General features: G+C 69.8%; 22 protein-coding genes. 5 read left to right on the forward strand and 17 right to left on the reverse strand.

Features of this window, described 5'->3' with window-relative positions; translation table 11 throughout:
* Positions 1–6 precede the first annotated feature (6 nt).
* The 3 genes from ubaA to leuS all read right to left on the reverse strand — a co-directional run bounded on the left by ubaA (position 7) and on the right by leuS (position 4,340).
* Complete coding sequence (gene ubaA, locus H5V44_RS09445) at positions 7–819, reverse strand: SAMP-activating enzyme E1 (protein WP_185192879.1); 813 nt, start codon at positions 817–819, stop codon at positions 7–9.
* A gap of 269 nt (positions 820–1,088) precedes the next feature.
* Positions 1,089–1,382, reverse strand: a complete 294-nt coding sequence (locus tag H5V44_RS09450; protein ID WP_185192880.1) for a MarR family transcriptional regulator — start codon at positions 1,380–1,382, stop codon at positions 1,089–1,091.
* A gap of 87 nt (positions 1,383–1,469) precedes the next feature.
* Positions 1,470–4,340: a leucine--tRNA ligase gene (gene leuS, locus H5V44_RS09455; RefSeq protein ID WP_185192881.1), complete on the reverse strand. Its 2,871-nt coding sequence runs from the start codon at positions 4,338–4,340 to the stop codon at positions 1,470–1,472.
* Between the two features lie 102 nt (positions 4,341–4,442).
* On the opposite strand from leuS, the gene H5V44_RS09460 reads away from it, so the two are divergent.
* From H5V44_RS09460 to npdG, 4 genes are all read left to right on the forward strand, one after another.
* The gene (locus tag H5V44_RS09460) at positions 4,443–5,321 is read left to right on the forward strand and encodes a TIGR01548 family HAD-type hydrolase (protein ID WP_185192882.1); all 879 of its coding nucleotides are present in this window, start codon (positions 4,443–4,445) and stop codon (positions 5,319–5,321) included.
* Between the two features lie 54 nt (positions 5,322–5,375).
* Positions 5,376–5,750, forward strand: a complete 375-nt coding sequence (locus tag H5V44_RS09465; RefSeq protein WP_185192883.1) for a hypothetical protein — start codon at positions 5,376–5,378, stop codon at positions 5,748–5,750.
* 13 nt (positions 5,751–5,763) lie between these two features.
* Positions 5,764–5,961, forward strand: a complete 198-nt coding sequence (locus H5V44_RS09470; protein WP_185192884.1) for a hypothetical protein — start codon at positions 5,764–5,766, stop codon at positions 5,959–5,961.
* Between the two features lie 76 nt (positions 5,962–6,037).
* Positions 6,038–6,706 carry an NADPH-dependent F420 reductase gene (npdG, locus tag H5V44_RS09475; protein ID WP_185192885.1) on the forward strand — a complete coding sequence of 223 codons (669 nt, stop codon included), beginning with the start codon at positions 6,038–6,040 and terminating at the stop codon, positions 6,704–6,706.
* A gap of 514 nt (positions 6,707–7,220) precedes the next feature.
* Here the strand turns inward: npdG and hisE are convergent.
* On the reverse strand, positions 7,221–7,523 hold the full coding sequence (hisE, locus tag H5V44_RS09480) for a phosphoribosyl-ATP diphosphatase (RefSeq protein WP_185192886.1): 303 nt from the start codon (positions 7,521–7,523) through the stop codon (positions 7,221–7,223).
* Between the two features lie 113 nt (positions 7,524–7,636).
* Here hisE and H5V44_RS09485 point away from each other — a divergent pair, with 113 nt between their 5' ends.
* The gene (locus H5V44_RS09485; RefSeq protein ID WP_185192887.1) at positions 7,637–8,353 is read left to right on the forward strand and encodes a ZIP family metal transporter; all 717 of its coding nucleotides are present in this window, start codon (positions 7,637–7,639) and stop codon (positions 8,351–8,353) included.
* Between the two features lie 33 nt (positions 8,354–8,386).
* On the opposite strand, the gene H5V44_RS09490 is transcribed toward H5V44_RS09485, so the two are convergent.
* The 13 genes from H5V44_RS09490 to H5V44_RS09550 all read right to left on the reverse strand — a co-directional run bounded on the left by H5V44_RS09490 (position 8,387) and on the right by H5V44_RS09550 (position 18,980).
* On the reverse strand, positions 8,387–10,243 hold the full coding sequence (locus H5V44_RS09490; RefSeq protein WP_185192888.1) for a PINc/VapC family ATPase: 1,857 nt from the start codon (positions 10,241–10,243) through the stop codon (positions 8,387–8,389).
* A 110-nt stretch (positions 10,244–10,353) separates the two neighbouring features.
* Entirely contained in the window at positions 10,354–11,013 is a 660-nt protein-coding gene (locus H5V44_RS09495) for a non-canonical purine NTP pyrophosphatase (protein ID WP_185192889.1), read from the reverse strand.
* A gap of 108 nt (positions 11,014–11,121) precedes the next feature.
* A complete protein-coding gene (locus tag H5V44_RS09500) occupies positions 11,122–11,403 on the reverse strand; it encodes a DUF5808 domain-containing protein (RefSeq protein ID WP_185192890.1) in 282 nt (93 codons plus the stop codon).
* Between the two features lie 135 nt (positions 11,404–11,538).
* Positions 11,539–13,143 (reverse strand): bifunctional N(6)-L-threonylcarbamoyladenine synthase/serine/threonine protein kinase, encoded by a 1,605-nt coding sequence (locus tag H5V44_RS09505; RefSeq protein WP_185192891.1) that lies wholly within the window; start codon positions 13,141–13,143, stop codon positions 11,539–11,541.
* Between the two features lie 15 nt (positions 13,144–13,158).
* Complete coding sequence (locus H5V44_RS09510; protein WP_185192892.1) at positions 13,159–13,461, reverse strand: 30S ribosomal protein S24e; 303 nt, start codon at positions 13,459–13,461, stop codon at positions 13,159–13,161.
* Between the two features lie 7 nt (positions 13,462–13,468).
* The gene (locus H5V44_RS09515; protein ID WP_185193285.1) at positions 13,469–13,729 is read right to left on the reverse strand and encodes a hypothetical protein; all 261 of its coding nucleotides are present in this window, start codon (positions 13,727–13,729) and stop codon (positions 13,469–13,471) included.
* Positions 13,730–13,780: 51 nt separating this feature from the next.
* Complete coding sequence (locus H5V44_RS09520) at positions 13,781–14,326, reverse strand: GTP-dependent dephospho-CoA kinase family protein (RefSeq protein WP_185192893.1); 546 nt, start codon at positions 14,324–14,326, stop codon at positions 13,781–13,783.
* A gap of 4 nt (positions 14,327–14,330) precedes the next feature.
* The gene (gene spt4 / locus H5V44_RS09525) at positions 14,331–14,528 is read right to left on the reverse strand and encodes a transcription elongation factor subunit Spt4 (protein WP_185192894.1); all 198 of its coding nucleotides are present in this window, start codon (positions 14,526–14,528) and stop codon (positions 14,331–14,333) included.
* Positions 14,529–15,107 carry a DNA-directed RNA polymerase gene (locus tag H5V44_RS09530; RefSeq protein ID WP_185192895.1) on the reverse strand — a complete coding sequence of 193 codons (579 nt, stop codon included), beginning with the start codon at positions 15,105–15,107 and terminating at the stop codon, positions 14,529–14,531.
* A gap of 3 nt (positions 15,108–15,110) precedes the next feature.
* Positions 15,111–15,509, reverse strand: coding sequence for a DUF188 domain-containing protein (locus tag H5V44_RS09535; RefSeq protein WP_185193253.1), 399 nt, complete (start codon positions 15,507–15,509; stop codon positions 15,111–15,113).
* A gap of 102 nt (positions 15,510–15,611) precedes the next feature.
* Positions 15,612–16,841, reverse strand: coding sequence for a translation initiation factor IF-2 subunit gamma (locus tag H5V44_RS09540; protein WP_185193254.1), 1,230 nt, complete (start codon positions 16,839–16,841; stop codon positions 15,612–15,614).
* A gap of 226 nt (positions 16,842–17,067) precedes the next feature.
* Complete coding sequence (locus H5V44_RS09545; RefSeq protein WP_185192896.1) at positions 17,068–18,609, reverse strand: DUF402 domain-containing protein; 1,542 nt, start codon at positions 18,607–18,609, stop codon at positions 17,068–17,070.
* Positions 18,606–18,980 carry a DUF7532 family protein gene (locus H5V44_RS09550; RefSeq protein ID WP_185192897.1) on the reverse strand — a complete coding sequence of 125 codons (375 nt, stop codon included), beginning with the start codon at positions 18,978–18,980 and terminating at the stop codon, positions 18,606–18,608. The genes H5V44_RS09545 and H5V44_RS09550 overlap by 4 nt, the downstream gene beginning before the upstream one ends.
* Between the last annotated feature and the right edge of the window lie 186 nt (positions 18,981–19,166).

Here is a 19,166-nt window from a genome sequence, read left to right on the forward strand (position 1 = left end):
CGAAGATCAGTCGGCGCTGACCGCACACGCCGAGGTGTACTCGATGCCCTCGATCGAGTCGACGTGGTCGTCGCCGCAGATCGGGCACTCGGGGTTCTGCGGGTACTCGGCGGTCTCGAAACTCAGATCCATCGCGTCGTAAAACAACAGTCGACCGACGAGCGGGTCGCCGGCGTCGAGGAGGAGCTTCACGGCCTCGGTGGCCTGAAGACAGCCCACTGTTCCGGGGAGAACGCCCAACACGCCCGTGGCCGCACAGTCGGGGACGGTCCCGGGTTCGGGTGCCTCGGGGAACAGACACCGATAGCACGGGCCCTCCGGAACGAGCGTCGTCACCTGCCCCTCGAACTTGTAGATCGCGCCGTGGGCGATCGGGACCCCTTCCAGCCGGCAGAAGTCGTTGAGGAGATACCGCGTGGGGAAGTTGTCGGAGGCGTCGACCACGACGTCGTGCCCGGGGACGATGTCGGCGACGTTCCCCTTTTCCAGTCGCGTCCGGTGCGTTACCACGTCGACGTCGGGGTTCAGATCGGCGACGAACGCCGCGGCGCTGTCGACCTTCGGCCGATCGACGTCGGCGTCGGCGTGGACGATCTGCCGCTGGAGGTTGCTCCGCTCGACGACGTCGTTGTCGACGATCGTGAGGTGACCGACCCCGGCCGCGGCGAGATACTGGATCACGGGCGAGCCGAGCCCGCCCGCCCCGACGACGAGCGCCCGCGAGTCGAGCAGCCGCTTTTGTCCATCCGGGCCGACCTCGTCCATTATGATGTGTCTGGAGTACCGATCCAGCTGGGTGGCGTCGAGCGAGAGTGACATATCCGTAGTCGGTTCCGGACCGGGTTAACTTTTCGCGAGCCGTCGGGGTCAGTCGGGTCGATCCCGTCGCGGAAGGCGTCATCCAACGCCGGCTTGATCCACTCCCGCTCGGCTTAGCCGAACTCGCGTTGCTCCTGCGCGGCCGGTCTGACCCACCGGCGTTCGGCTGTGGCTGTCATACGGGATAGCGATCCTGAGTGATCGGAGGCACCGCTGTTCGGAGCCAGTGCCGCCGGCTCACCGGAGAAACGAGCGGGTCGGAACGTGGCCTACTCGGCGCAGCAGGCTTCCGCCTCGTCGGCGTCGCCCTCGGCCGGGTGGGTCTTCGGCGCGTCGTCGGTGAGTTGATACAGGTTCTGTCGGGCGTCGGCGAAGTAGACGTCCTCGTCGACGACGTCGATCCCCTCGAGCCGTTCGAGCGCGTAGCGGACCGTCCGAGCCGACAGCATCGACTCCTGGACGATCCCCTTCTGTGTCAGCGGGCCGTTGTATTCGAGCACCTTGAATACCAACTTCGCGCTCGGCGGAAGGTCGCCGAGACTCTCCTGTTCTGCCTCTGCCATCGTGGAAATTCATTATCCGGACGGTGATAAACCTTCGTGAGTCGGGGCGAGCACGTCCGCCGGAGGAGGACCCGGGACGGCCGGCGGTTACGCCGCTTCGAGTTCGATCGACGGCCGGAAGGGGACCGCGCCGGCCTCGTCGTCGGCCTCGACGTCGACGACGATCTCGGCGTCGAACTCGGCGCCGAGGAAGTCCGCGGCGTCCCGGTAGACCGCCGCCTCGTCGAGGTCCGACAGCGCGGCGAGTTCGTCGGCGTCACGCGCTCGTGCGAACTCGATCAGTTCCGACACCAGATCGTTGACCGCGTCGCCCCGGTCCCGGAGGTCGGGGTCACTCATCACCTCGCTCATCACCGCGCCCTGGTCTGTGCCGACCGCGGCGACGGTGCCGAACACGCCGTGCTTCCAGTCGGCCGCAACCGTCACCCGGATCCGGTCGGGGTCGGCCTCCGGAACGTCATCGTCGGCGTTCCGGAGGGACTGCTGGATCCCCTGGATGTCGTCGACCAGCCGCTCGACCTGCGTCTCGGCGGCCTCGACCCCCCGATCGAGGAACGCGTCGTCGGCCTCGGGCCACGGCGCGTCCTCCGCGGGCGTCCCCGTCAGCCGCTCGTGGAGTTCGTTCGCGAGGAACGGGACGAACGGCGCGAGCAGCCGCAGCCGGGTTTCGAGAACCTCCCGTAGCGTCCACCGCGCGCTTGGCGCCGAGAGGTCCGCGCGTCGACGGTACCACCGCAGATCCTCCTCGAAGTCGTAAAAGGCGGCCTGGCTCGCAGTCCGGGTTTCGGAGCCGTCAAGCGCCTCGGTCACGTCGGCGACGGTGCGCTGGAGCCGCGACAGCAGCCACCGGTCGGCGGTGGACGGCTCCGGCCGCTCGTCGGGACCGGGGTCGTCGATGATAGCCGCCGCACGGTTCCAGAACCGCTCCAACTGCGCCCGTACCGACTCGACCTGTTCGGTCCGCCAGTCGTAGTCCTGCCACGGCTCCGCGGAGTTCAAGAGGAAGAAGCGGACCGTGTCCGCGCCGTACTCCTCGATCGCGGCGTCGGGCAGGACGACGTGGCCCTTCGACGACGACATCTTCTCGCCTTCGAGCAGCCCCATCCCCATTATCACGATCCCCGCGGGCCACTCCTCGGGATCGAACAGCTCCGCGTGGTGCAGCAGGTAGAACGTGAGGTGATTCGAGATGAGGTCGTTCGCGGAGAACCGGTAGGTCACCGGGTACCAGTACTGCCACTCCGCGCGGAGGTCCAGCGCCCGCTCGTCGGGGTCTTCGACCGCATCCTCGCCGTAGAACAGCGCGTCGAAGAACTCCCGGTCAAGGTCCTCGATCGGGATCTCACCCAGCCGGTGGGCGATGGTGTAGTACGCCATATAGATCGTCGAGTCCGACAGCGGCTCGATCACGAACTCGTCGTCCCACGGCAGCCGGGTCCCCAGCCCGTAGTTCCGGATACAGGGCCACTCGTTCAGCCAGTCGATGGTGTGGTCGTACTCCCCGCGGGTGTTCTCGGGGATTGCCTCCATCCGGGAGACGGCGTCGTGGGCCTTCGCCTTCCAGGCCTCGTCGTTGTACCGCAGGAACCACGTGTCCTGTTCGGCGACCACGACGTCGCCGCCGCACCGGCAGACGACCTCCTCGGAGAACTCCCGCATCGAATCGAACGCCCCCGACTCCCGGTGGGCGTCGCGGAACCGCCCGCGAACCGCCTCGACGACCTCGCCGGCGAACTCGCCGTACTCCTCGTTCAACCGCCCGGAATGGAACTCGCTGTTGTAGAGTTCGCGGGTGACCGCCTCCAGGTCGGGGTCGGTGCTGGATTCGATTCCCGCCGCTTCGACCGCGGTCTTCGCGGGAATCTCGCCGTAGCCCTCGACCGAGAGGATCGGCACCGGCTCGATTTCGTCGACGGCGGCGGGGTCGATCCCATATGCCGACAGGCGGTCGTCGTCGGCCTTCGCCTCCTGGAGCGCGAGGTAGTCGTCGGGTGAGTGCGCCGGCACCGACATCACCACGCCGGTGGCGTTGTCGGCGTCGACGAAGTCGGCGGGCAACACCAGCACGTCGTCGCCGGTCACGGGGTTCTCGACCCGCCGGCCGACCAGGTGGTCGCCGGCCACGGTGCGCTTCGGGGTGACCTCCCGGCCCTGGAGTTGGAGCTTCTCGACGGCGGGCGCGGAGACGAACCACTCCTCGCCGTCGACGTCGGCGAGCACGTAGCTGGCGTCGGGGTCGATGTAGGCGTTGGTGACGCCGCGGACGGTCTCGGGCCGAAGCGTCGCCATCGGGACCACGGTGTCGCCGTGGCCGAACCGGATCAGGGTGTACTCCTGGAACTCCGCTTCCTCGCCTTCAAGGAGGTCGTGGGTGGTGACGGGCTGCTCCTCGTTGGTGCAGTACTTCACGGGGTGGAGGCCCTTCTCCAGGAGGCCCCGCTCTTTCAGCGTCTCGTACTGCCAGGTGATGAACTTCGAGTAGCGGTCGTCGTTGGTGGTGAACTCCCGGCGCCAGTCGATCGAGAGGCCGAGATCGCGCATCCCCTTCTTGTAATGGTTCTCGATGAAGTGCCGGGCGTACCCCATCGGGGTCTCCAGCTCTTCGAGGGTGTCCTCGGCGACGTTGTAGGTGTCGCGGAGGACCGACAGCTGGTCCTCCTCGCCCTTCTTCAGCCGCTCGACCGCGCCGATGATCGGCGTACCGGTGACGTGCCACGCGATCGGGAAGAGGACGTTGTCGCCCTGCTGGCGCCGGTACCGGGCGTAGACGTCCGGGACGGTGTAGGTCCGGGCGTGGCCGATGTGCATCCCGCCGCTGGGGTACGGGTACGGGACGGTGATGAACGTGGGGTCGTCGTCGCCGCCCGCCGCGTCGGCGGGGTCGGCCTCGTAGCGGCCCTCCTCGGCCCACCGCTCCCGCCAGCGGGCTTCGAGCGCTTGCGGGTCGTAGTCGCTCATACCTGTCCCCTGGCGACGCCGCGGTAAAATATCTCCTAACTCGGGGCGGGCGAAATCCCGCCGAGACGCAAACGTAAAGCCGCCGGCCGACGGCTCGCCGGTATGCACGCGGACGCGGTCGTCCTCGACATCGACGGGGTGTTGATCGACGTGGCCGACTCCTACCGGCGCGCGATCGTCGAGTCCGTCGAGCGGCTGTACGGCCGGACGGTCGACCGCGCCGACGTCCAGTATTTCAAGGACGCCGGCGGGTTCAACAACGACTGGGACGTGACCGACGCGGTCGCGCTGTACGTCCTCGCCGACGAGCGCGACCCGCTGGACCTCCCGGCGTTCGCCGAGCGGATCCGCGAGGCAGGTGGCGGTCTCGCCGCCGCCAAGTCGGTCCTCGAAGACGACCTCTCTTCCGACGACCTCGCGGCCGTCCGCGACGCGTGGGATTCGGAGGCGCTCCGCGACGCGTTCCAGGCGCTGTATCTCGGCACCGACCTGTATCGGGAGTTGGAGGGCGGCGACCCGCCGTTCGACGCGCCCGGCTACATCCACGACGAGCCGGTCCTGGTCGACCCCGACACGCTCGACCGGTTGACGTCGGGCGCAGCGGTGGGCGTCCTCACCGGCCGGCCCGCCGCCGAGGCCGACATCGCGCTGGACCGCGTCGACCTCGACGTCCCCGACCGCCACCGGTTCACGATGGACGACTGGGCGGCGGGCAAGCCCGACCCCGCGGCACTTGTCACGCTGGCCGAACGGTTCGACGCGGCGGCGGTCGCGTTCGCGGGCGACACCCTCGACGACGTGCGGACGGCGGTCAACGCCGCCGCCGAGGACCCCGACCGGGACTACCACGGGATCGGCGTGCTCACCGGCGGGCTGACCGGGGAATCGGGACGCGAGGCGTTCGAATCGGTCGGTGCCGACGCGGTCGTCGAGACGGTCAACGACCTTCCCGGGGTCGTGTTCGGGGGCGAGGAGACGTGACCGCCGTGGGTGGCGACGGACACCCTTATTCCTCGGCTCGCCAAACGACGACCGATGGACCTGCTCCGCGTCGAACGCCTCGGGTGGGCGACCGTCTTCGCCGCCGTGGTGGCGCTCGTGGTCGCGTACGCGCTGTTTCCGGCCGGGACCGGCGTCCCGCGGCCGGTCGTCGCGGCGGTCGTCTTCGCCCTCGTCGGACCGGTGGCCGCTCGGCTCGCCCGGAACGCGGCGTCGCCGAGTGCGAAACTCGGCGATCAGACGATCCAGTTCGTGGTCTTCTTCGTCGTCGCGGCCGGCGGGCAGGTCGGGCTGGCGACGCTGGGGTACGAGGGGTTCGGCCCCCGGCTGGCCGCGTTCGCCGCCGGGTGGCTGGTCGCGGCCCGGGCGAAGCGGCTGAACCCACGGCGGCGCGGGGAGCGCCCGGCGTGAACGGGGTGGCGGGATGACCGACGTCCGGCGGAACTTCCTCCGGTTCGCGACGGTCGTCGTCGTGGCCGACGCCGTGGGGCTGGGCGCGTGGTCACTCCTCCCGGTGGGGACTGGGATCCGGACCGGCGTCCTCTTCGGGACGCTCGTGGTCGCGCCGCTGCTCGGATTCCTGCTCGTGTACGCACCGTCGGCGTCGCGAGCGGGCGGGTGACGCGGTGATCCCGGAGACACCGGCAGGGGTACCCGGTCACGCAACCCTTTAGCGGCGCGCAGCCACACCGACACGTATGCGAATCGCACTTCTGGGCGGGACGGGCGACATCGGCGAGGGGCTCGCGCTCCGGTGGGGGTATCACTCCGGCCACGACGTCGTGATCGGCTCCCGCGACCCCGACGCCGCACACGCCGCGGCCGACGACTACGAGGCGACGTTGGAATCGCACGGCAGCGACGCGAAGATCACCGGCTTCGAGAACGCGATGGCGGCCGACCGCGCCGACGTGATCGTGCTCGCGGTCCCGCCGTACCACGTCGCCGACACCGTCGAGGCCGTCGCCGACAACGTGGGCGCCGGCGACATCCTCGTCACCCCTGCCGCGGGGCTCACCCGCGACGAGGACGGCTTCCACTACCACCCGCCGAGCGCCGGCAGCGTCACGGCCCTCGTTGCCGACGCTGCGCCCGACGAGGTCCCGGTCGTCGGCGCGTTCCACTCGCTCGCGGCCGGCCGGCTCGCCGACCTCAACGCCGACCTCGACGTCGACACCCTGCTGCTCGCCGACGACGAGGACGCGAAGGACACGGTCGCGGGGCTGGCGGCGGACATCGACGGGATCCGCCCGCTCGACGCCGGCGGGCTGGCGAACGCCGCGGAGGTGGAGTCGCTGACGCCGCTGCTCATCAACGTCGCCCAGCGGAACGACGGCCTGTCGGACCTCGGCGTGCGGTTCCGATAGCCGAACGTTCCTGCACCCGCGCGGACAGCGGTGCCGCGCGGCAACGACCGATGGGACGCTGTGCGGCCGTCGCTCGCAGTACCGGAGTTCGGGTGCGAAGGGTTGCGAGCACCGTTGCACCCGGAGTGGGCGACGGTCGTGTGGCGCGCAATTGATAATAAACTTTTATTATGTTTGGGTGCCGTCGTTCAGCCGATGATGGCGCTGGTACGTCTCGGATAGCACTCCGACGGTGGCACAGCCTCCAGACTGCCGCACACCAACCATCCGATGACGACACACGACAACGCCGACCCAGACGAACAGGACGAAACTGATTACCCGGACTCGACCGAGGCCGGCTCTCCAACGCGTGACGGCCGTTCGGTGCCGTTGATGCCCCGTCACGGCCCTCGGCCCGGACACCTGACCTGACCGCAATGGAACGCCGCCACGTTCGGGCGGCTATGCGGACGGGACGTCGTCGCCGTCGAACCCGGCATCGTGGACGAAGCGACAGATCCCCGGTAGACGCTCAAAACCGATCCCGGAGCTCCGTACGGAGGTCATCCAGCGAGGCCTCTTCCATCGCGAGCACTACGAGCAGGTGATAGACCAGATCCGCGCTTTCCGCCAGCAACTCCTCGCGGTCGTCGTCTTTCGCCGCCAGGATCGTCTCGGTCGTCTCCTCGCCGAGCTTCTCCAAGACGGCGTTTTCGCCCTTCTCGTGGGTAAACAGCGACGCGGTGTAGGAGCCCTCCGGGAGCGTCTCCTTCCGATCCTCGATCGTGTCGAACAGCTCGTCCAGCACCTCCGGCGGGGGAGTGTCTGCGTCCATACCACCAGATGCCGCGGTCGGCGGAAGAATCGACCGATTCGGGCGGGCCCGGCGGCGGGCCCGCCCGACCGCCGCCCGTCAGGATGATACGCCTTCGGTCTGGATCGGACCGTATGGTACTGGTGCAGGCGCTGTCGTACACGGCGCTGGCGGTCGTGGCCGCCCTGGTCGGCGGCGTGGTCGCCGTCTACCGGCCGCCCGGCCCGCAGATGGAGAGCAACGTCCAACACTTCGCGGCCGGGGTCGTCACTGCCGCCGTCGCCGCGGAGTTGCTGCCGGAGGTCCACGAGCGGGCGCCGCAGGTCGTCGTCCTCGGGTTCGCCATCGGGGTCGTGACGATGCTCGGGATCCACCGACTGAGCAAAACGATCGAGAAGCGCGACGTGGGCGGCCAGTTCGCGGGCGCGGCCGGCCTACTCATCACCGTCGGGATCGATATGCTCATCGACGGGGTGTTGATCGGGGTCACCTTCCTCGACAACCCCGACACCGGCGTCATCATCGCGGTGGCGCTGGCGATCGAGGTGCTGTTTCTCGGCGTCGCCGGCGTCGTCGCGCTCCCGCAGGGGATGGGCGTGCTCCGGAAGCTCTCGGTTCCGGCCGTGTTCGGGCTGCTGCTCGCGTCGGGCGTGACCGGCGGCGTGCTTCTGCTTGAGGGGGTGACCGGCGCCCCGATCGCGGTCATCCTCGCGTTCGGCTCGGCGGCGCTGCTGTATCTCGTCACCGAGGAACTCCTCGTGAAGGCCGGGAAGGTGCCCGAGACGCCGGTGTCGACGACGCTGTTTTTCGTCGGCTTTCTCTCGATCTTCCTGCTCGATATGTTCCACTGAGGTGCGGTAGCCCCGGGTTTTTGATCCGGCCGACTACGCCGGGTGGACGGTGATCCGCTGTTTCCGGTCGATCGCGGCTTCGAGTTCGTCGGCGATGGCGCTGCCGCGGGAGACCTGGACCTCGCCGCCGCGACCCACCGTCGCCGTAAAGAGGTACTCGCCGTCGGCGCGGACCTCCACGGTCTCGCCGACGTGTTCGTCCAGCCGGATCGCCACGTGGCGGGAGGTGACCTCCGGGGTGACGGTGATGCCGTCGTCGCCGCCGCTCGGAGCGCCGCCCCCGCCGGGACTGCCGGAACCGCCGCCGTGGCCGCCGGGTCGCTCGTCGTGCGTCCGGACGTCGATGTCGATGCCGAGCCGGTCCTCGACGTCGGAGATGCGGCCGCCGCCCTTCCCGATCACGCTGGAGATGTCGTCGTCGTCGACGTAGACGATCGCGGTGTTTTGCCCCTGTAGCTCCACGTCGACGTGGCCGCGGGCGATCGATTTGATCTCGCGTTCGACCTCCTGGCGGGCCAGCCGGCTGACGCCGCTTTCCTCCTCTTGAGTGTCGCCGATCGGCACCGTGATGACCTGGCGGTTGAACGTGTAAATCTCGTACTCCGGCTTTCCGGTCTCGAAGTCCGCGACCTGTATCACCGGCCGCGCGAGGTCCTCCGCCGTGAGACCCTCGGGGACCTTCACCTCGGTCGTGACGTCGTAGACGGTGTCGACGCGGCCGTCCTCGATATAGACGACGGTGTCGACGACCTGGGGGATCATCCCGAGTTCGACCCGGCCCACCAGCCGCTGGAGCGCGTCGATCGCGCGGGTGGCGTGGACGACGCCGACCATCCCGACGCCCGCCAGGCGCATATCCGCGAACACCCCGAAGTCCTTCGTCTTCCGGACCTCGTCGTAGATGGTGTAGTCCGGGCGGACCAAGAGGAGCGAGTCGGCGGTCTTCTCCATATCCCCGCCGAGGGCGGTGTACTGGGTGATGTCGGCGCCGACCTGGAGGTCACGGGGTTTCTCCATCGTCTTCACCGCGTAGTCGCTGTCGGTCAGGAACTCCGCGACCGCCTGCGCGAACGTCGACTTCCCGGCGCCGGGCGACCCCGAGATGAGAACCCCGCGCTGGCGCTCCTTCAGGCGGTCCTTCAGTTCGTCGGCGAACTCGTAGTCCTCCAGGTCGGTCTTGACGATCGGCCGGACGGCGGTGATCTCGATCCCGTCGGCGAAGGGCGGCCGGGCGACCGCGATCCGGTAGTCCCGGAACTGCACGATGCTCATTCCGGGCTCTGAGAGTTCGAGAAAGCCGTCGGGGCTGCTCCGGGCGGTCTCCTCGATGTCGTCGGCCCACTCCTTCATCGTGGCCTCGTCGGTCACCTCGTCGTCGATCGTCTGGTAGCTCATCTCGCCGATGGCGCCGCGTTTGGCCTTCGGTCGCGTGCCGGTCTTGAGGTGGACCGACATCGTGCGCTCGTCGAAGAAGTCCTCGATGACGAGCCCGCCGGAGCCTCTGACTCTGGGTTCGACGTAGTCGACGTCGAGGCCCTTCGCCTTCGCAACCTCGGATTGGACCACGTCGCTGGTAAGCAGCGTCGCGCCCTCCTCCTCGGCGACCGACCGAATCAGCGCGTCGATGTCGCCCTCGTGGGCGCCGCTCGACTCGCTGGGTTTCGTCCGCCGGCCGACGTACCGGACCTCCACGGCCCCCGCGTCTGCGAGGTCGGCGAGCCGCTGGAGCTCCTCGAGCCCCTCCCACCCGGCGTCGAGGCCGTCGTTGGCCTGGGATTCGAGCTCGCCGACGACCGCCTCCGGAACCGACACCGTCGCAACGTCGCCCGACTCGACCCGCTCGGACACGCGACCGTCGATGACCGCGCTCGTGTCCGGTACGATATGCATACCCGGAGGTTCGGTCGTCGGACTGATAAGGCTATAGACTCGGCGCCTGGGGCGGCGGCAGCGGTCCTCCGTGGCGCGAGTGACGCCGGCCCTGACGGTCGAGGGACCGCCTACTCCCCGGCCGATCGGTTCTGGAACCACTCCGCGAACTTCGCCAGCGCGCGGCCGCGGTGGGAGACCGCGTTCTTCTCGGCGGGACTCATCTCCGCGAGCGTCCGCCCGTCGTGTTCGAAGATGGGGTCGTAGCCGAACCCGCCGTCGCCGCGGGGTTCGACCAGCCGGCCCCGGACCGACCCGTAGAACAGCTTCACCGGGAGGGCGTCGTCGGCCGCGGGGTCGTTGCCGTCACCGTCGGCGTCCTCTGCACCCGCGGCCGCCGCGGCGCTGCGGTCCGCGCGGTCGACCGGGTCCGGCGTCGCCGCGAACGCGTCGCCGTCGCAGTACGCCAGCACGCAACGGAACGCCGCCCGCTGCGGGGCGTCGAGTTCGCTCGCCGCGAGGCGCTGGACGGTCTCGATCCCCAGCGTATGCTCGACGTAGGCGGTGTACGGGCCGGGAAAGCCGTCGAAGCCGTCGACGAACAGCCCGGAGTCGTCGACCACGACTGGTTCGCCGGCGTGGCGGTATGCCTCCCGGGCGCCGTGGGCCGCGATCGGCCCCAACTCCGAGGCCTGGACCTCGGTGTAGTCGTAGTCCAGCTGTTCGACGCCGTCGAGGTACTCCCGGGCCTCCCGGACCTTCCCCGAGTTGGTCGTGACGTAGCGGAGCATCCGCGAGGATCTGCGACGGCGCCGGAGAAAGCCCCGTCGGTTCCGCGTCGGGACGGGAGCCCTGAGAACGGGGCGTCAGCATCGCGTCGGCGCCGCGCCGGCCGCGGCTCAGTCGACGACGACTTCGACCGGATCGTCCTCGTCGCCGTCGTCGGGCTCCGCCTCCGCGTCGCCGGCGCCGTTCTCCTGCCACAGAAGCACACCTACGACCGCGAGCACAACCCACGACCGCCAACTGGCGAGGTTGAGCGTGTAGCCGATACCGAACGGCTTCCGGACGAGCATCCCGTTGCCGGGCTGCCAGTGGGAGGACAGCAGCCGACCGATCGAGGGGCGCTCGAAGTTGTACGGGATGCCGAGGATCTCGCCTTGCTTCGGTTTGTCTGCCATACCCGACGGTACGCCAGGCAGGAGTAAATCGTTTGTCACTGCGGGCCGACCCCCGGAATCGGCGGCCGGAGCGGGGAGGGGTGGACGGCGATCGACGGCGGACGCAGAGCGGAAGGGAGCGACGACCGCCGCACCCTACCCCTGATACCGGCCGCGGCCCTCGATCTCCCGCAGTCGAGCCAGGACGTCGTCGTCGCCGGCTTCGGCGTAGCCCGCCTCGAACGCCGACAGCAACGGCTCGGGATCGGTCGCCGTCCCCGCCACGCTCCCCCGGAAGACGTGGAGGTCCATCGCGTGGTCCTCGACGTGGTCGGTGTAGTAGCCGAGTCCGAAGTCGATGAGGAACACCTCGTCGTCGCCGTCGCCGATCCGGACGTTCCGGGTGGTCGGGTCGCCGTGGACGAACCCCGCGCCGTGGATCGTCGCGAGATGGCGGCCGACCGCCCGACACCGGTCCGGCGTCACCCCGGCGGCGAGGTCGTCGGAACCGACCCGCCGGAGTTCGAGGGTGCCGGGTTCGGGGTCGACGTCGGCGACGACGGGCGTCGGCACCCCGACCCGGCGTGCGGCGCTCGTGAGCCGGGCTTCCGCGCGGGTCCGTTCGCCGCGGAGCCGGTCGTCCAGGTCGGGATGGCGGTACGCCTTCGGCACGCGGCGCTTCACGACGCGGTCGCCCTCGATCGTCACGGTCGCCTCCGCGCCGCGGATCGTCCCCGCGGCCGCGGGGTCGCGGGCCACCGACCGCTCGCCCTCCCGCCAGGTCACCGCCACCTCGTCGGGGCGGAAGTTCGGGTCGACGGCCGACTCTTCGACGGCGATCGTATCGCCCGCGGCGTACATCTTCGCGCCCAGCACCGCGATCATCCCGGCGTTGTCCCGGAGAAAGCGGGGTTCGGGCGCGTGGAAGTCGGCGCCGCGCTGCTCGCACATCGATCGGAGCATCTCCCGGAGGCGGTCGTTCTGGGCGACGCCGCCGCCTAAAACCAGTTCGTCGGTTCCCGTCAGCGACAGCGCGCGCTCGGAAACCTCCGTCAGCATCGCAAAGACCGTCTCCTGGAGTCCGGCACAGACGTCCGCGACCGGCACGCCCTCGTCGACAGCATCCTTCGCGGCCGACGTGAGCCCCGAAAACGAGAAGTCCATCCCCTTGACCACGTACGGGAGGTCGTGGTACTCGCCATCGCGAGCGCACGTCTCGACCTTCGGGCCGCCCGGGTGGGACCATCCGAGGTGGCGCGTGAACTTGTCGATCGCGTTCCCGACGCCGGTGTCCATCGTCTCGCCGAGCACCCGATACCGGCCGTCGTGGTAGCCGAGCAGGTGGGCGTTGGCGCCCGAGGCGTTCAGACAGACCGGCGAATCGAACCCCGAGCGGTGCCGGCCGATCTCCAAGTGGGCGACCATGTGGTTGACGCCGACGAGCGGCACCGACAGCGTCTGCGAGAGGGCCCGCGCTGCGGTGCCGACCACCCGGAGACAGGGACCGAGGCCGGGGCCCCGGGAGAACGCGACGGCATCGATGTCCGGGGCGTCACTCTCGCCACTCTCGGCGGCAACGTCCAAGATCGCGGCGACGACCTCGGGGACGGCGTTCCCCATATGCTCGGCGGCCTCGCGGGGGTGGATCCCGCCGCTGTCGGGTTCGTAGGCGTCGGTCTCGACGTTGACCTCGTCGGTTCGGGCGTCGTACAGCGCCGCACTCGCGGCCCACGCGGTGCCCTCGAGTCCGACGATTCGCATCGAGAAGGAGCCGGTTCAGGCCTCTTCGGCGTCGGCGTCGGCTTCGATCTTGTTCCGGTCGAGCATATGCTCCTGCTCGATGTCGCGGGCGAAGTCCGGCGACTCGTAGACCTTCGCGTAGCCCACCGTCTTGCGCATCCCGAACTTGGTGTCGAGGTCGTGGACGACGACCTCGTCTGCGTCCTTGTTCAGTTTCGCCGCGAGGCTGTCGCGCACGGAGAGCCGCGAGGGGGTCGCCTCCTCGTGGGCGATCTCGAAGCGGACGTCGGACCGATGCAGCATCGGGTTGTCGTCCTCGGAGATGATGTCGATTTCCATCGTTCAGTTACTCTACCTTCCACCGGAAAGGAGTAAAAGGATTTCGTTCGAGGGAACACGGCCGTCCGGATGACTCGTCGGCGTCGGCCCTCGCGGCCGGCTCCGTCGCCCGCAACGTGGCGACGACGCTCCCGAGGAGTCCGATCACGCCGACCACAAGCGACGTGAGGACGATCGTTCCGGACTGCCCGTAGCCGCTCGCTTCGATCTGCACCGCCCACAGCATCAACACGGTACTGAACAGGAGGACGTCTCTCGGCAGGGACACACGCCGGATCGGCGCCGGAACGGGATTAAATCCCGCGGCTCCGTGCGCCGACTACGCGTCGACGCCGAGCGCTGCCAGTGCCCCGGCGACGTCGCCGTCCATCCGTTCGAGCAGCGACCGCATCTCTGCCTTCGTGTCCGGCGTGACCGCCACGCGGACCATCCCCTCGCCGGGCTGACCGTAGACGACCGTCGCCCCGAGCGGCGCGACGAGCACTGCGGGAAGCGTCGCGAGGTCCTCCTCGCCGTCGACCACGATCGTGACGGGGTCCGACTCCGAGTCGTGGTCGTCGACGGCGTCGGCAAGCGCGGAGAGCAGCGGCTCCCCGAGCGTCCCCGGAGCGTTTTCGACGTCGCGGCGGCGCTCGGGGTCCGACAGCGCCGCCCGGACCTCGTCGTCGACGGCCTCGCGTTCGGTCCGGCCGTCGATCACCGCGACCGCGGGCCGGAAGCCGGCCTCCCGGAGGTGGTAGGCCACGACGTCGCCGACCGCGATCACGGGGCGGCCGGCGTCAGAGAGCAGCGCGCCGGCGTCGGTGTAGACCGGGCCGAGCGGCTCTTTGAACGACTCGCGGAGGTCCGACGGCAGCGAGAGCATCGGGTCAGCGGACTTTCAGCGCGTAGCCGCCGGGCTCGGCGACGTTCATCTCCTCGGCGATCTCCGACCGTTCGGGGTGGGTGATGACGACGTACCCCGCCCAGTCCTCGGTGAGGCTGCTGGAGCCGCAGTTCTCACACGCCTGCGAGTCGCCGTGGTTGATGTAGTGGCACTCCCGGCAGGCGATGCGGGACTCGGCCATCTACCCACCCTCCGCCTCGGTGGGGGCGGCTGCGGACTGCCGTTCGTCCTCCAGCCACCCGTGTTTTCCGAGCCCCGGCTGTTTGGCGGTCAGCCCGATCTTCGAGTCGCGAGGGTTGCGCTCGTCGATGCTCTTCGTGACCACCCGGACCCGGACCGAGTCGCCGACGCTCAGGGTGCGGTTGGACTCGGTGGAGGCCAACTGTTGGTTCTCCTCGTCGTAGGCCAGATACTCGTTGGAGATCTGGGAGACGTGGAGCAGGCCGTCGACCGGTCCGATACCGACGAAGGCGCCGAACTCCACGACCTCGACGACCTCCCCGTCGACGACCTCCTGCATCGAGGGGTCGAAGGTGATGGCATCGAACTCCGCCTCGTAGTAGACGCCGGCGCGACCGGGCAGCACCGTCCCCTCGCCGACATCTCGGACGGAGACGACGCTGACGACGCTGCCAACCTCCTCGTCCATCCGGCCTTCGAGTTTGTCCTGCAGGAGCCGCTTGACCCGCTGTGGCGTCACGTCCGCGAGGTGCCGCGGGGGCACCTCTACCGTGTCTGTGAGTCGTACCCGTTTGTACATACGTTATGGTTCTGTTATCTCCAATGTGGTTCGGCCCCTTAAACCGATTACGCGAACGCCGCGTTCGAGCAACCGGTCGCGGAGCGGCCTGTCGTTGGTGACGGCGTAGTCGGCCGCGGCGTCGCCGGCCGCGAGTTCGACCACCGCGTCGTCGGCGTACGACGCCTCGGTGTCGACCGCCCGGCACCGCGCGGCGAGGTCGCGGCCGACCGCGGCGGCGGTCGCCGCCTCGCCGTTGCCCGCCTCGCTGAGTTTCTCCAACTCCGCGAGGACTGCTCGGGGAACGACGAGGTCGGCGTCGCCGACGAGCCGGTCGAGTTCGTCGAACACCCGGACGCCGAGTTCGACCGGCATCATCAGCGCGTTGGTGTCGAGGATCACCGTCGGGGCGTCCTCGGACATCGTGCCGTCCGCCGAAACCGTCGCGTCGGTCGACGTCGCGGCGCGTCCGCCGGCGTCCGCGTCACGATCGGTCACTGTGCTCCGTGACACGGACGGGAGGGCTCACTGGAGCGTCCCGATCCCGATGAGCCGCCACCGCGCGCCGACCCGGCGGTTGATGGCGATCTGTGCGCCCGACTCCGCACACACCGGGCGTTTCAGTTTGACCTCCGCCTCGTCGCCGCGGGCGCTGGTGACGGACCCGACGGTGGTGGCGGTGCCGACGGTGAGCATCAGGGGCTCGCCGGTCGAGATCTCCTCGACGGACCCCTCGTCCTCGCCGACGATCCGGTCCAGGAGTTCGACGCTCATGGTGAACCCCTCGCGGGTCGGCGGGAGCGTCCCGGGTTCGCCCGCGACCTGGCCGGCGAGGGCGTCGCCCTTCGTGAGGCTGGGGTCGAGCCCGGTCCCGATGCCGCAGAGCCCGCCGGGGCGGACCTCCTCGACGCTCCGGCCGCCGGCCTGCAGCGACCGGATCTCGGTGGTGATCGGGCGCCACTCCGAGGACCCGCCCTCCTCGACCTCCCGGCCGGGGCGGAGTTCGAGCTCCTCGCCGGTTTCGAGTTTGCCCTGGACGACCGACCCGCCGACGACGCCGCCGGCGAGGTTCTCCCAGGTCGTGCCCGGGCGGTTGATGTCGAACGACCGGGCGGCGAACAGCTGTGGGTCCTCGGTCTCGTCGCGCTCGGGGGTCGGGATCTCCCGCTCGACGGCGTCGATCAGGAGGTCGATGTTGACTTCCTGCTGGGCGCTGACGGGCACGATCGGCGCCCCCTCGGCGACGGTGCCGGAGACGAACTCCTCGATCTGCTCGTAGGAGTCGACCGCCCGCTCGCGGTCGACGAGGTCGATCTTGTTCTGGGCGATGACGATGTTGTCGATCCCGATGATGTCAAGCGCCATCAGGTGCTCCTCGGTTTGGGCCTGCGGGACGTCCTCGGTGGCGGAGACGACGAGGACCGCCCCGTCCATGATCGCGGCGCCCGAGAGCATCGTCGCCATCAGCGTCTCGTGGCCCGGCGCGTCGACGAAGGAGACGGTCCGGAGCCGTTCGGTCCCCTCGCCGTCGGGGCCGGTCTCCTCGACCGTGTAACACTCCGGCGGGTCGACGCCGGGGATCGTTCGGAACGTGGCGTCGGCATAGCCCAGTCGGATGGAGATTCCGCGCTTCATCTCCTCGGAGTGCTGGTCCGTCCACGACCCCGACAACGCCTGGACGAGCGTCGTCTTGCCGTGGTCGACGTGGCCGACGAGTCCGATGTTCACCTCCGGTTGCTGTGTTTGTTGTGTCACCATTGACCTCCTAGAGAGAATCTTGGGGAATCTTTCGCCGCGAGCGAGTGATAAACTTGCTGTTCTCGGGGCGCGACGGGGTCGCGGAGCGTCCTGCCGGAGGCCGGCGCGGGCGCCAGCGGACCGGCGGGGCGTCTCCCCGCCTCATACGGATTATTGTAACGAATTACCGATCATCGGCGATCCCGCGTGAGCGATGACCGGTAACTGACCACAGTACTCCGTATCACTCCGAGAGCGCACGCACCAGGCTCGCCGCCACCGACCGGGCCTTCTCCGCAACGGCAGGCGGGACGTTCCCGGCGTCGACTGCCGCGTCGAGTTCGTCGTCGTCGACCCGTTCGACCGTGCCGTCGGGGCGTTTCACCACGTCGACGTGGAGGTCGACGTACCGGATCGAATCCGGGAAACACTCCACGGGCGTACAGACGTTGACGTAGGTGCCCTTCGACTCCCCCTCCTCGCTCCGGTAGACGGTGGGGTACCACCACCGCCCCTCCCGGACTTTCGTGGTTGCGGTGTCGCCGGCCGCGCGGTCGGTGCCCAGGCCGTCGTAAGTCCCGCTGCCGGACATCGTGCGGGTGATCTCGATCGTGCCGTCGGCCGCCCAGTCGGTGACCTCGCCACGGCCCAGCGGGAACGCCCGGCCGTCCGGCTTCCCGTGGGTGATCGCGACGGTGTCGCCCTCCCGCGGCCCGAACTGCCGGGTCACGACGTCGAACGGGAACTCGCCGGCGTCGGCGTCGGCCGCGCCGTCGTCGCCGTCGGAGCCATCCCGGTCGGAACTGCCGCCCAGCGCCGACCCACACAGCGCCTCCGCGAGGTCGACGCCGGCGCTTGCGGCCTCGCTTGCAGCCTTCGTGCGGTGGTGGCCGGGCATCGTCGGCGTCACCCGGCGGCGGGCGTCGTCGAGCGCACCGCGGGACTCCCGGCCGAACCACACCCACCGGCCGGTCGCCGGGGCGGCCACGCGCCGGGGCGCCGAGTCGGGGTCGGCGTCCGAAGCGTCGCCCGCGTCCGTGCCGAGTGTGGCGTCCAGCGCCGCCGCCCGGCCGGCCGCGCCGTCGAGGGCGGCTGCAAGCGCGTCCATCCCGGCGCGGGTGGCGGCGTGGGACCACTCGATGCCCCACCCGTCGGGCACGTCGACGCCGACGAGGTCGGTCATCCCCGCGAGCTCCCGGCCGGCGGCGTCGTCGCGGGTGTCGACCGTGACGCCCTCCCGACCCCGTATCAGGGTCGCAAAGCCGCTCGCGGCGCGGATCCCGGTGCCGAGGTCCGCGCGGCGGTCGGCCCACGGCGGCGCGCTCTCCCGCACCTGGACGCGGACCGCGTCGCCGGATTCGAGGTACGCGTCGGTGGCGTCGTAGGGGAGAAACCCCTCCACGTCGCCGAGGTTACAGACCGCCCCGGAGCCGCGCGTGTCGGTCACGCGGGCGTCGAACACCGCGCCGGTCGGAGTGGGGTCGTCCCATAGGAAGGTGTCGCGGCCGACGTCCGAGAGGACCGACCCGACCGTCGCGACCGCGTCGTCGCCGCCGTGGACGCCGACGCCCTGTCTGTCGTCGGTGGTCGCGACCGTCGCGTCGTGGGGGTCGTCGCCGAAGTCGGCGTCGAACCGCTCGCGGATCGGCTCGGAGGCGCCCACGACGTCGTTGCCGGCGTCGAGGAGTAGCCGGGTGACGGCGGTGGCGTAGATCCCGCGGACGCGGACGTTCGGGACCCCGCCGTCGGCCGCGTCGGGGGGATCGCCCGTCCCCGCGCCGCTCATCGGAGGGCGTCCCCGTCGGCCGCAAACCGCACCCGGTCGTGGACCGTCGGGCCGAGCGAGAGTTCGACGACCTCCTCGGAGAGCACCCGGCCGCCCTCGACGGGGACGCCCCACGTCCCGAACCGGAGGTAGCCGCGGAGGTCGCTGCCGTGGGTGAAGAGGTCGAGATACTCGACGGCGTGTTCGTTGATCCCGCCGGCCGAGTGGGCCATCTCCATATCCGAGTAGATCACGTCGCGATCGAAGAAGTCCTGCAAGCGGTCGGCGTCGCGCTCGACGGCCGCGGCGACGGCGTCGGACGCCTCCCGGATCGCCGCGTCGTCGAGGCCGACGTCCCGGAGCGCCGCCTGGGTTCGCTGGTCGAAATGCATCGTGGGCGGGCGTACGGGCCGGCGGGGTTTGAATCCCGTCAGTCGCGTCGGCGCCGAGAACCGTCCCAACCTCCCGACGGCAGGCAACCGGCGACTGCTGTCCCGGAATCGGCGTCGGCGACGACAGCGTCCGGGACGGTTCCCCGCGGTGATCTCCGAACGTATGACAAAGTTTCAAGCATACGC

The organism is Halobellus ruber (assembly GCF_014212355.1).
GTDB classification, from domain to species: domain Archaea; phylum Halobacteriota; class Halobacteria; order Halobacteriales; family Haloferacaceae; genus Haloquadratum; species Haloquadratum rubrum.